8 protein-coding genes and 1 tRNA gene are annotated in these 13,163 nt (G+C 57.2%); 5 read left to right on the forward strand and 4 right to left on the reverse strand.

Translation table 11 applies throughout. The features are described from left to right. Positions 1-41 precede the first annotated feature (41 nt). Positions 42-4,790, forward strand: a complete 4,749-nt coding sequence (locus tag HJA_RS18445) for an RHS repeat-associated core domain-containing protein (protein ID WP_081814776.1) — start codon at positions 42-44, stop codon at positions 4,788-4,790. Between the two features lies 1 nt (position 4,791). Beyond that, positions 4,792-5,178 carry a hypothetical protein gene (locus tag HJA_RS16560; protein WP_035584452.1) on the forward strand — a complete coding sequence of 129 codons (387 nt, stop codon included), beginning with the start codon at positions 4,792-4,794 and terminating at the stop codon, positions 5,176-5,178. A 970-nt stretch (positions 5,179-6,148) separates the two neighbouring features. Here the strand turns inward: HJA_RS16560 and HJA_RS16565 are convergent. Together HJA_RS16565 and HJA_RS16570 are read right to left on the reverse strand one after the other, a co-directional pair. Further along, a complete protein-coding gene (locus HJA_RS16565; protein ID WP_051597820.1) occupies positions 6,149-7,240 on the reverse strand; it encodes a glycosyltransferase family 2 protein in 1,092 nt (363 codons plus the stop codon). A 1-nt stretch (position 7,241) separates the two neighbouring features. Continuing rightward, a complete protein-coding gene (locus HJA_RS16570) occupies positions 7,242-8,519 on the reverse strand; it encodes a glycosyltransferase (RefSeq protein WP_035584455.1) in 1,278 nt (425 codons plus the stop codon). Between the two features lie 190 nt (positions 8,520-8,709). On the opposite strand from HJA_RS16570, the gene HJA_RS16575 reads away from it, so the two are divergent. Both HJA_RS16575 and HJA_RS16580 read left to right on the forward strand, forming a co-directional pair. Beyond that, positions 8,710-9,888, forward strand: a complete 1,179-nt coding sequence (locus tag HJA_RS16575; protein WP_051597821.1) for a glycosyltransferase — start codon at positions 8,710-8,712, stop codon at positions 9,886-9,888. A 23-nt stretch (positions 9,889-9,911) separates the two neighbouring features. Next, the gene (locus HJA_RS16580) at positions 9,912-11,417 is read left to right on the forward strand and encodes a lipopolysaccharide biosynthesis protein (protein ID WP_035584458.1); all 1,506 of its coding nucleotides are present in this window, start codon (positions 9,912-9,914) and stop codon (positions 11,415-11,417) included. A 52-nt stretch (positions 11,418-11,469) separates the two neighbouring features. Here the strand turns inward: HJA_RS16580 and HJA_RS16585 are convergent. Next, positions 11,470-11,546: transfer RNA gene (locus HJA_RS16585), tRNA-Arg, on the reverse strand. 141 nt (positions 11,547-11,687) lie between these two features. Between HJA_RS16585 and HJA_RS16590 the strand changes: the two genes are divergently transcribed. Then, a complete protein-coding gene (locus HJA_RS16590) occupies positions 11,688-12,686 on the forward strand; it encodes a TraB/GumN family protein (protein ID WP_051597822.1) in 999 nt (332 codons plus the stop codon). 69 nt (positions 12,687-12,755) lie between these two features. On the opposite strand, the gene HJA_RS16595 is transcribed toward HJA_RS16590, so the two are convergent. Next, positions 12,756-13,145 (reverse strand): hypothetical protein, encoded by a 390-nt coding sequence (locus tag HJA_RS16595; protein ID WP_035584461.1) that lies wholly within the window; start codon positions 13,143-13,145, stop codon positions 12,756-12,758. Positions 13,146-13,163: the final 18 nt, after the last annotated feature.

Genomic DNA, 13,163 nt, shown 5'->3' on the forward strand with positions numbered 1-13,163 from the left:
GTCTTCTAGTGCAGATTTCTATTCTGTGGGGGCCTCTAAAAATGTCTTTTGCTGTCCGGGCGCTTTGTGCGTTCTCGCTTAGCCTGTGTCTGAGTGTCAACGCAGAGGCACAAACAGGCCAGGCTGGAGACGGGACGGCTACCTCAGAGTCCATCGGCGATTTTCAACAACAGCTATCTCTGTTCCCGGGCGGTGGCACGGTAACGCCCGTTCCAATTGTTGAATGGGAAAAGCGGCAGGATTCTGAAGCGCGTTTGACCGCATTTGGGGACGACATGTTTGGGGACCAGATCGACCCCAATACGGGCGCGTTGAGTTTTACCCAGACAGATGTCTCAATACCGGGAAACAGCGCTTTGCCGGTTGCGCTTGTCCGACGCCGGTCTCAAGGACGCCTTTACAAGGCATATACAAACGCTGAATTTGGTGATTGGGAATACGTCGTCCCACGGATGAAAGCCCTGACTGCCGGGAGCAATACTTGGACGGGCGGCCGGTGTTCCGCATCGTTTTCATCTCAGTTTCCTGATGTTTATCACCAGGGAAGTGGCTTCCAGCATGATCATACCTATTCGAATGGTATTACCGTTGAAGTAGGTGGGTCCGCAGACCAGCTGCTGGAGGTGCCTCAGGGTAGCCAGTGGCCGAGTGGTGCCACACATGTCACCAAAAATAATTGGTACTTTACCTGCGCCAATAGTGGCACGACTTTCCTAGGCTATGATCCCAATGGCAACGAGTATCGGTTTGACCGCCATATTGTCCTTGATGGTGATCCGCTAAGCTATGTCGATGCTCGATCGCTGACCCGTAAACAGAATATTTTGGCGGCCACACAGGTGACCGATGTTCATGGGAATTGGGTGAAGTATGAATACGATACATCAGGCCGTCTTACGCAGATTCATGCTAATGATGGCCGATCAATTACGTTGAGCTATTCAGGGTCTTCCAGACTCGTTTCGACTGTGTCAGCCCATGGTCGGACCTGGAGCTATGCTTATCGTCAGAGCACCTACCAGTTGCCGTTGTGGCAAAGTGAACTCGGAGAGCCTGGTGACGGACAAGTACTTAACACTGTTACCCAGCCGGATGGCCGACAATGGACGTTTACACTCGATGAAATGACGGCGGAGCCCGGGCCTTCTCACCGATGTATATTTTTAAGGGATGTAACTCTTGTGCATCCCAATGGCGCGACCGCGACATTCCGATTGTCTCAGGTTGCGCACAGGCAATCGATTGGAACAGTCATTGCCATGCAAAGTATCTGCCCTACGGCGCTGGACCCTCATGAGACCAACCCTTTCCCAAATCCCCTGCGATATAGTGAGCCGAGTGTGGCGGCAGCTATGATCAGCGTGACGGCAAAAGAAATCACGGGGCCAACCATACCGACTGCAGCATGGTATTACACATATGAAAGGGATGAAGACACGGACGACCCAGATGGCGATCGCACAAACTGGACGAAAGTGATCGGGCCGGGAATTCATCTGACCTATTACCACAAGTGGATGCGGGAACCTTTAGGGGGGAGCCAAGTAAAAGTTGAAACTCGGGCGAGTGCGTCCGGTCCGCTTCTGCAAACCGTGAGCTCGACATATGTCTTGGAAAATGATGTCGGGTCACCTGCCGCGCCAACACCCGGAGATCCACAGCACCGAAATCGCCGGTTTTTGACAGCCCAACAGCTCACGACGCGTGGATCGGATACCTACACCACGGATTATACATATAATACATCATTTTCGTCTTCGAACTATTCTTACGGGTTTCCAATAGAAATTGATGAGTCGACGAGCACGAGCGCACAAACCCGCCAAAGCTCGGCCAGCTATATCCACAAGACCAATCCATGGGTCTTAGGGCTTGTCAGCGTTGTCACACGCAACGGCAAGGAGTTAGAGCGTCATACATATGATGGTAATGGCGGCCGTTTGACGACCAAAACCTTCGGTTCTTCGTTTGCATCGTCCACGTACACGTACAATAGCAATGGCACACTCGCGACCTACAAAGACGGGCTCAACAGAACCACGTCATTCGGGAGCTACAAGCGGGGGATTCCACAAACGATTACACTGCGCGATGGCAATACGATCACTAAGGCTGTGGACAATAAGGGATGGGTCACCAGTGAGACCAATCCGCGTGGTTATACGACGGGTTTCATTTATAATAATATGGGATGGCTGACCAACATCACCCGAACAGGGTCTTGGGCTGATACATCTTTATCCTATACCCTCAATAACAATGGTGTGACGCAAACGATCACACGTGGGAATAACCGCGAAATCGTCACGTATGACAATCTACTGCGTCCAACAAATGTTCAGGCGGTCGATTTAAAGGGTTATGCCTCATCAATCTTTACCAAGACGACCTATGATGCTTTGGGGCGCCAGATTTTTGTTTCCTTTCCATCGAGCACATCAAATCCTTCTGCCGGAACAAGCACAAGCTATGATGCCTTTGGACGGATCACGCAGACGGCGGAAAATGTTTCTCCCTATGCAACGACTAGTATGGCGTATCTGGCGGGTAACAAAATTCGGGTAACGGACCCCGCAAACGCCCAGACAACAACGACATACCGCTCCTTTGGCGCGCCGGGGACTGATACGGTCATGAGCGTTCTGGATGCGATGGGAACCACAACGACATTCACGCGCGATATTCATGACAATCTGACATCTCTGAACCAATCAGGAACAACAAGCGGATATAATGTAAATATCACCCGTAACTTTTGGTACGATAACCGCTTCCGGCTATGTCGGCATTACGCGCCTGAGTTTGGGCATGAGCTATTCGCTTATGACAATGCAGATCAGATGAAGTATTCGTCCCGCGGCGAAGCTGGCGGGTCATCTTGTGCGACGCCGTCCAGCTCTATCCGTACTGCCTTCACCTATGATGCCATGGGGCGGCAAACAAATGTGAGTTTCCCCTCTGGAACACCGAATATCGTAAAGACCTACGATGCCAACGGTAATCCGCTTACGGTCAACAGAGGGGGAGTAAACTGGACGTATGCCTATAACGAATTGGACCTGCTCACGTCCGAAACCTTGGCAATTGATGGCCGGACCTATGCGCTAAGCCACGGGTACGACAGTACTGGCAGCGTATCTTCTCGCACTTTGCCAGACAGCACGGTGGTCACTTTTGATCCGGATGGATTTGGCCAGCCCACCGAAGCCAAAGTTGGATCGACAGCGTATGTCGACAGCATCTCGTACCACCCAAATGGTGCAGTGAGTGCGGCAAGTTATGGAAACGGTTACAACTATATACAAACACTCACCGATCGCCTTATGCCCTATGACATCAAGGTGCAGAAGACGGGCAGTTCACTGATCCATCTGCGTCAGGCATATGACGCGCGTGGCAAGATTACATCGATAACGGACTATGTCGTTAGCGGGCAGAACCGCAGCTTCACATATGATGCCAAGGGGCGTCTCAAAACGGCGAGCGGATCATGGGGGAGTGGCAGTTATAAGTATGATGCCCTTGATAACATCCGCAAGAAAGTGTTGGGCAACCGGACGGTAGACATCGAGTACTACACCAACAACCTCGTCAAACGGGTTAAAGATACGGCAGGTGCCGGAACCTGGCAGACCTGGTCACATGATGGACGGGGTAATGTCACGATCAATGGTCCGCTGGCATTCAGCTACGACTTTGCCAATCAGCCTGTTGCTGTAACAGGCGCGACGACTGCCAGCTTCACGTATGATGGTAATTTGAAACGGGTGAAGAGTGTCTCTGGTGGCAAAACGGATTACTGGGTTTATTCTGCGCTGACAGGTACACCTGTGTACCGAGATCGTGCATCAGCAGGCAACTTAACCTCGTTCCTTTCCGTGGGCGGAGCTCAGATCCGGATTCAGAACGGTTCGCCTTGGTACACCTATCTCGATCATCAAGGGTCCTCGATTGCGCAGACCTGGGCTGGCGGAGGTTTGAGCTGGCGTGAGCATTACACACCCTTCGGTGAGAAGATCCTTAATCCCAACAACAACTCAGACCGCCCCGGTTATACCGGGCACATTCAGGACGACGCCACCGGCCTCACCTACATGCAGGCCCGCTACTACGACCCCGTCGCAGGCCGGTTCCTCTCAACCGACCCGATCGGGTATCAGGACCAGCTGAATCTGTATGCTTATGTCGCAAATGATCCGATCAATGCGACGGACCCGACCGGGCAGTTTGTGGACATTATCGTGGCGCAAGTTGCCGGTCATGTGTGGCGCAACAATGTTTCAGCGGAAACTAAGGCGAATGTACATACAGCATTGGACGTCGGTGGGCTGACGCCCGTCGTCGGAATTGCTGCTGATGTTGCGAATACAGTTCTTTATGCGGCTGAAGGAGATTTAGTGAATACGGCCGTCGCTGCGGTCGCCATGGTGCCTGTTATTGGCCAAGGCGCGACCGGTGGAAAGTTGGCGGTAAAGTACGGCGACGATGTCGTATCAACATTGAAGCCTGGTCCCTATGCTAAAGGCTCAATACCAGCAAGCAGCACGGGTCGTGCGACAGCAGCCGAACAGCGCCAACTAAACGATATGATGGCAAAAGATGGCTGCCATACCTGTGGTACCACAAGCCCAGGAACCAAAAGCGGAAATGCAATTGGTGATCATCAGCCACCGACGGCACTGAACTCTTCTGGAAATCCTCAACGCCTATATCCACATTGTGATAGTTGTAGTCGCCGACAGGCGGGCGAAGTAACACAAGAAGTTCTGCGTCGCAAAAAAGAGAGATAGCATGCCGAAAATTCAAACGTCAGTACCTAGAGGGATGCTGTTTATTTATGATCGCAACACTGAGGGCATAGTGATTCCTGAATACTCGCCAAAATTCGTAGTAAATAGTACTCCAACTTCTTTGTCGATTGCCACACAATCCGAAGAGGACGGGGAAGTTGAGATAGACTTGCTCCCGCTATCCTGCTTCTCCCTAGAGGAAAAGAGCCTTGTATTTGAAGGAAAATTAATGTCTGCAGATGGTTGCATATCGATTTGCTTTATGGCGGATGAGGAAATAGCGTCTATTTCTTCAAAGCGGGGCGCTTGCACAATCAAGATTGCGGCCGATTCCCCGCAATTTCCCACCGCGGTTTCTGTTTATGTCGAACAGCAGGATATCGATTGAGTTCGGAAGCTTGAGATCAGTATACGGCAACGGCAAGATAAAGCGAGTTTTCCCTTCGGGGTAAACTCGTAGCTAGCGCCCTTGCGGATACGATATTATGTTTGGTGCCAGATTGGTTCCATGTGGGTGGAACTGGGGCTTATGTGTTACCAGTTTGGCACCTGTCTAAGGCGGGCTTTCGGTCCGGCATTTGCAGGGGCTGATCCGTGGCAGACGACAAGGACTTGTTTGGCCAGTCGGGTGACCGGTGCTGAGGACGGCTCCGAGGGCGCACGCGAGCAAGGGTACAAATCGCTACTCCGAATCCAAACCCAAGACGAGCCGTTTCAACGCCCGGGGCCGCAGAGCGTAGGCGCACCCGAAATATCTGCAAAGAGACGGCTTCGACATTGTGCGGCAAACCGACAAGCACGGCAACACCGTTGAACGCTAGCGCTCAGGCCGCTTGTATGACCCCTTCTTGAACGAAGTGGAGACCGGGACTTCCTGGAGCGGACGGAGCAGAGCTTTGACGGCAAGGGCGACCTGCCCAGTTCCGGTTGATCGTGTCGCCTGAATAAACGGAGCTAACGCCGGGCCGACCTGCTCCCCCCCGGCGCCTAAGTCGGCATCACCCCGTTAGACGTTTTTGTCTTTTAGTAAAGCGCTATCCCAACACATTTGATTGAACCGCAAGTGATAGTGCTTGGTCTAATTAGGAGATCCAGCTTTAGATTGAAAATGTAGCCTGCCGCCTAGACCTTTTGGGAATTTACATAGTGCCGGGCTGAACAAAAGTGGATGTGGAAGCAGCTATTGATGCGACCGTTTTCGCGGGAGTAGCCGTTACCGGCCCATGAGACCGAACAAAGAGCTACAATTCTACGAAAACAAAATAGCCGTTCTCTTCTTCACCTCCCCGGTGCGCCATTTTTCCCTTTTGAAAGAACGGATGCCTCTCGTGAGAGGCACCCTTTGTGGAATGGCGTTGTCAGGCGGCTGCGCTGGCGGATTTCTTGTCCGTCACACCGGAGGCAGGCGGCGGCGTGCCATCTGATGGGCGGTAGTCCTGTCCTTGTTGATCTGCCAGGCGGGCGCCGACGAATTTCAGCAATGGCATCAGGAGGAGCGACCCGGCCTGTTGCACCTTGTAGCTGTGTCCCACGAAGGGGATCTTCCGGATCAGCGGCTTGGCGACGCCTTCGCGATAGCGCCAGCCGGTCAGTTTCAGGTAGCGGTCGAAATAGGGATCATTCTCCAGTTTCCACTTTTTCTGGAAGTGGCTGAGGCTCTGTCGCTGCCACTTGGGGGACCAGCGCAGCAGGAAGAAGGCCCGGTCCATCGGCTCGACCGGATGAACGCGGCTCGGCACGCAGAAGGTCACAACAGAGGTCGGCTCCAGCATGATCCGGCCGCCCTTGCTCCAGACATTGACGCTGAAGTCCACATGATCCTTGGAGCAGGGCATGTTCTCGTCGAACTCGCCCAGCCATTCGAAGGCGTCCCGGCGCACGAGGAAACAGTGAACTTCCGTGACCTGCGTTTCGGTGCGGGAAAGCTCCACATCGCCGACCTGTTCGCCCTGATGCCAGAGATGGCTGTCGGACAGGCGGCGCTGGTCTTCGGTCCCATTGAAGAAGGCATCCATGTCGTCTGTGAAATTGCCGCCAGCCTGGTGAATTTCCGTATGAAGCGGCGTGCCCTGGCAGATCAGGGGCTGAACCACTTCGGCGCCGGTTTCCTCGGCGCATTTCACGAGGTTTGCCAGCCAGCCGCCGGTGACGAGCACATCATTCTCGCAATAAACGACATAAGGCGTGGCCGACAGGCGCAGGCCGATATTACGGGCCTGGCAGGGGGCCAGGAAATGGTCATAGCGCAGATAGCGGAAGCCGTTTTTCTCGCAGACGGCGCGGATTTCTTCTGCAACATGTTTCGGGCTGCCACCATCTACATAGATAAGCTCATAGGGGCGGGCTGTCACCTCGGCGATCTCGTTCAGTGCCCGGACGGCCATGCTGAACCGGTCGCGCGCGGTCATGATGATGGTGGCCTTGGCGTCGGTGGTCATTGCTTCAGTCATATCAGGCTACTTTCCTTGAAGGGCGGGTAGGGTTTTCGGGGGAGGGGGCTGCCAGAATGGCAGTATAGATGTCGATCAGGTCTTCCGTCGTGCGCGGCAGCGCGTAGGTATTTTCAACGACAGCGCGGGCGGCCTTCAGCATTTGTGGCCAGTTGCCCTGAAGGCTGAGGATGCGGTGAACGGCCTGTTCGAGCGCGTCGATACTGCCTTCCTCGCAAAGCAGGCCCGTTTCTCCGTCAAGCACCAGTTCGGAAATGCCGCCATGGCGGGTGCCGATGACCGGGCGCCCGATGGCCATGGCTTCCTTCAGCGTGTTGACGGGGCCGTCCTGGCTGCCTTTGGAACAGGTCATGGAAGGCGCAATGAATACATCGCAGTGGCGGATGAAGTCTGCGATCTCGGTATGGCTCCGGGCGCCGTGGAACGTGACGCAGCCGCCAAGCCCGCAGTCCTGCGCAAGCTGCTCGAGATCGGTCCGCAACGGGCCGTCGCCGACGATGTCGACATGGACCCGGCGCCCTGAGGCGCGGGCAAAACGTGAGAGGGCCGGCAGGGCAATATGAAAGCCTTTGCGCTCGATGAGGCGCCCCACCATCAGGAAACGCATGTCGCCTGACGGCGCTTCCTCGATTGGCTGGAACGGAAAACTTTCCAGCCGCATGCCTGACCCCACCACGCTGATCCGGTCTTCCGGGCATCCGATGGCGATGGCGCGCTGGCGGAAATAGTCGGAGTTCGAGATGAACGCATCGGCTTCCGGCCATATGTGATCGTAGAGATGTTCTCCGTGCAGGGTCACCAGTTCCGAAATGTCATAGCCCCGGAAGTTCACAACGAGGTGACCGGAGAGGAATCCGGCGCGGCGGTGCTTTATCACATGCTCCGCAAGCGGAGCGAACTGGCAATGAATGATGTCATAGGCGCCATCGGCAGGCATTTGCGATGCCTGGTAAAAGGCGGAGAGATCCATGAAGGTGCGCCGGTAGATGCCGGGCCTGATCCGAGCCAGGCCAGAGACTCCATGTTGACCAACGAGACGTCCAAGCGCAGCGGGCAAGCCTTTCCAGCGCCCGGCGGATGTGTCCGGCCAGCGCATGTTGGTTGTCGACTGTTCCAGCTGAAGAGGTTCCGCTTCCGGAACTGACAGGCCGGTCGCATCAACATTGCCAATACCGTAAATGTCGACACTGTGCCCGGCTTCGATCAGGGCGGCCGCACTGTTCACGATGAAGGCTTCCGACATCATCGGAAACGCGTTGGTAAAGAACGCAATCTTCATTCCGCCTCCTCTCAATTGGAATTCGGTCACCTTGGGGTAGGGCCTGCTGATTTTTTGCCGTCTTCTGGCATGCGGGTTGCAGGTTCGGCGCTATGTGACGAAGCCAATTTGTGCCTAAACTCAAGCAAGACCAATGCCAGTCGACAACCGCTTGAGTCAGGGGACACTCGATCGACCAGAAGGAAGATGCATGCCTGCCAATTCGGTTACTGTGCTGATCCCCACGTTTAACAGGGCGCATCTTCTCGTGGAGACGCTGGACTCAATTCTGGCTCAGACGCGGCGGCCTGACGAGATCATCGTGATCAATGACGGCTCCACCGATGACACGCTGGCGAGGCTTGAGCCTTACCGGGACGACATCAAAATCCTGAATCAGGACAATGCAGGAAAGTCGGCGGCGCTGAACAAGGCGCTCAGCGTCGCGAAAGGGGACCTGATCTGGGTTTTCGACGATGACGATATTGCTGAGCCCGATGCCCTGGAAACCCTGCTTGGCCTTCTGAAGGCCAATCCGGATGCCGATTTTGCCTATGGCCGCCACGACCGGTTCGAAGTCCGCCCGGATGGCCGGGTGAAGTGGAGAGACACAGGCTATTGGCGCGAAAGCCCGCCGGAAGACTTCCTGTTTGAATCGCTCCTCGACATGTTTGCCCATCAGCCTGCCATGCTGGTGCGCAAGTCGCTTTACCTCAAAGCAGGGGCGTTCGACGAATCCCTCGTCCGGTCTCAGGACTATGACATGCTGCTGCGCCTGGCGCGCCATGGCCGTCCGGTCCCGACAGAACAGGTCCTGTTCCACCAGCGCCAGCATGATCTTCCGCGCGGTACGGCCGCGAAAGTGGTTGAAGCCGCAGAACGAGATGCCGTCTGGCAGCGATATGACCGCCGGATCTTCGGGATCACCTATCAGGCCTTGCCGCTCGGCAAATACCTGCCGGCCGATTGCTCACTGACCGAGCCGGGCATGACCCGCCGGGCTCTGATCCGGCGCGGCATCGTGATGGCTCGCAAGAATTTCTGGAAAAAAGCCGGAGAAGATTTCAGCCGGGCGGCCCGCATCTCAGACCGGCCGCTGACCCGCGAAGAGACAGCGGACCTGCGCAAGACCTTCATGATGAAATACGGGTGTGACGAATGCCTGATGGATGCGGACGTGCAGGCCCTGTTCTTTGAAATCAAGCATGCCTCTCCGGTTGGCGCGCAGATGGCCCGCGCCGCTGCCCGGGCCATGGTTTGGCGGGTCCGCCTTGCCCTGCAGAATGGGAAACCTTTCCTCGCGTTCAGGCTTGCTTCACTCGTTGGCCGTTTGACTGTCCCGAGCAAAAATGTTTCCCGGGAGGTTCCGTCCTCCTTCGTCAGAAGGTAGCCGGTCCCGGCGCGGAGTTTCCCATGGCACCCAACCTGCTTCGAAAGGCTGGACAGGCGGTCGCGCTGAACGCGATTGCGAACTGGACCACGCTGATCGGCTCGTTCCTGTCGATTGTCATCATTGCCCGGATTCTGACACCGGAAGACTATGGCGTGTTCGTCATGGCATTGATGGTGGTGATGCTGCCGGAGGTGATCGCCTCGGGCACACTGGGCGATTCCCTTGTCCAGAGGAAAGACTTGCGCCCGGGGCACATCAATTCGGTTTTCCTGCAGTCGATGACGCTTTCCATCGCGGCCTGGGGACTGCTGGTACTGCTGGCACCCTGGATCGCGCACGCATTCGGTGAACCGTCGGTCGCGCCCGTCCTGATCGTGACCGGCGCCATCTTGCCGATCGGCGCGGTGATGTCTGTGCCGGCCGCCATTCTGCAGCGTGATTTGCGATACAAGGAAATCACGGTCATCGACATTCTGGGCACCGTGACAGCAGCGATTGTCGGAATCATCCTGGCCCTGATGTGGCGGAATGAATGGGCGCTGGTCGGGATGGAACTGTCCCGCCGCATCGTGCGGGTTTTCGGTTTTCTCTATTTCGCGAAATGGGTGCCCAATACGCGTTCCAGCTGGCCGGACTTTCTCGAACTGATCCGGTTCAATCTGGCCAATGGCGCGTCCAAGGTTCTGCAGACATTCGACCAGATGCTGCCAAAGACATTGATCGGCATGACGCTCGGCTCGCATGCGGTCGGGGTGTTCAATCTGCCGGAACGGCTCTTTCAGCAGGCCAACCAGGCGCTGATCGCGCCTTTCGCTGCCGTGGCTATGCCGGTCGCATCGGCCATGCAGGACAATCGCGAGACGCTTCATCAGGCGATGGACAGTGCCATCCGCATGTCGGCGCTGCTCGCCTATCCGACTTTCATGGGCGCCTTTGTCGTGGCGCCGGTCGCGATCCCGGTTGTCTTCGGCGAGCAGTGGGCGCCGAGTGTGCCGATCTTCCAGATCTATATGGTCATTGGCCTGCGCGCGCCGATCACGGCGATCATTCTCGGCGTGTTCCGCGGCGTGGGGCGGCCGGATGTGGTGGCCTGGATCACGCTGACTTCGATCATTGCGACCTCCATTCTGCTCGCCTTCACTTATCAGTATGGCATCGTGGCCATCGCGCTGGGCCTGCTGGCCAAGCAGGTGATCACCTTCGTGCTGAGTACCTGGATGATCCAGCGCGTGGTCGGGTTCACGGTCATTCGCCAGCTGCTTGCAGGCTCTGCGGCCTTCTTTGCCTCCTGTGTCATGGGGCTTGCCGTTTGGCTGTTCATGGATTTCGTGCCGGATCTCGCCCATCCGCTGCTCCATGTGGTTGCCACAATCGTGCTGGGGGCGCTGATCTATCCGGTGGCTCTGTACTTCTTCATGCCCCGCCTTGGCCGTCACATACTGAGAGCGGTGCGCATTCTCCTGTCGGGCCAGCCGCGCGAGGCGCTCAAAACAGTCCGGGGCGCCCTGACGGAGCAGGGGATCTGATCGACGCGCTCGGGTCGCCCTGTAGTCAGGTGCCTGTCCGGATTGGAGAAACTGGCGCACCCAAGAGGATTCGAACCTCTGACCTCTGCCTTCGGAGGGCAGCGCTCTATCCAGCTGAGCTATGGGTGCCAAGCCGAGGCCGGTGAATAAGACAAGCTGGCGCACAGTGCAATGGCGCAGTGCCGCTGGCGGTGGCTGCAGTTGCGGTGCTTCCCCGGCGGGGAGGGCCGGTCTAGGGTGCCGGCAGTCTGGCAGAAGAGGTTTTTCTCCATGAAACAAGCGGGTTGGGCGGCATTTGCCGCCGCGGCGATGATGCTGGTTCTGGCCGCGTGCGGTGGCGGCGGTACGGTCGAGGACAAGCCGGACCTTTCCCCGGAAGCCGAGCGCGCCGCGCGGATGGCCGAGCAGGAAGCGCTTTACGAGGCCGCCCTTGCCGCTGCCGAGGCGAGCCATGGCGCGGGCGAACCGGCCGTCTGGACGCTGGCCGATGAGGACACGACCATCTACATCATGGGCACGGTCCACCTCCTGCGCCCGGATCTCGACTGGCGGTCCGACGAGATCGACACGGCCCTGGCCGAAGCCGGCACGCTGGTCTTCGAGGCGGACGTCTCGAGCCAGGAAGCCGCCCGCGAAATGATGCAATTCATCAGCACCCACGCCGTCTTCACCGATGGCCGCCAGCTGACCAGCCTTCTGGACACGTCCGAGCAGGCCGAACTTCAGGCCGCGCTCGATTATCTCGATTACCCTCTCGGCGCGATGCAGACGTTCCGGCCCTGGTATGCGGCGGTGAATTTGTCGGTCCTTCAGATGAAGAAGGACGGGTTCGATCCCTCTGCCGGGGTGGAGCAGGTTCTGGAACGGGAAGGCAAGGCCGCCGGCAAGGATTTCGCCTATCTCGAAACCATCGAGGAACAGCTTGGCCGCTTCGCCAATCTCCCGGACGATGAGCAGGTCGACTTCCTGATCTCTTCTGCCGAGTCGGTGGAGGAGGGGAGCGAAATGCTCGATGTTCTGGTCAGCGAATGGGAGGATGGCGATGTCGCCGGCCTCGCTGCGCTGATGTCCAATCCGGACATGATGGGCTCGCAGGCGGTGTATGACGCGCTTCTGAAGGAACGCAACCAGGACTGGGTGCCGAAGATCGAGGCCATGCTGGACGCGCCGGGCACGGTGCTGGTCGCCGTCGGTGCAGGGCACCTGGCCGGCGAAGACAGCGTGATCGCACTCCTCCGCGCCGAAGGCCATGAGGTCGAAGGCCCGTAAGCCCCAGTACGTGCGACGCCCGTGAAGGCGCTTGGTGTGTGGGCTGAGTTTTCGGGGTATGGGGCTGCGTCAGGTTTCCGGCAGGGGGAGGTGTAAGCCCCTCGCCTGTAGGCTTGTGAGGGCAAGCGGACGCCCTGCGTTCGGCCGGGCAAGGGTTGGGCAGAGGGGCAGCACACGGAGATATTCGGGCGTGGCTGCACGGCCATCGCACGCGGCGGCGAGGCGGTTTGAGGTATGGGTCGCGGGCTGCAGATGCGGCCGCTCTTTTTTCTGCCCCGGCATCCACTCGATGCTGACCAGATAGACGCGAAGATTATCTGTCACGCTCCAGCGATACACCACGCCGCGCCCATAGGCGGCCCGTATCTGCGCGCGCAGCATCAGCACCTGGACCCAGATGATGGGCCAGAGGAAGGCGAGCTGCGGCGGGAAGTGCGAGGGTGGGTGCAAGAGTGACATGGGCCGGACTATACGTCA

This window comes from Hyphomonas jannaschiana VP2 (assembly GCF_000685215.1).
Lineage (GTDB): Bacteria > Pseudomonadota > Alphaproteobacteria > Caulobacterales > Hyphomonadaceae > Hyphomonas > Hyphomonas jannaschiana.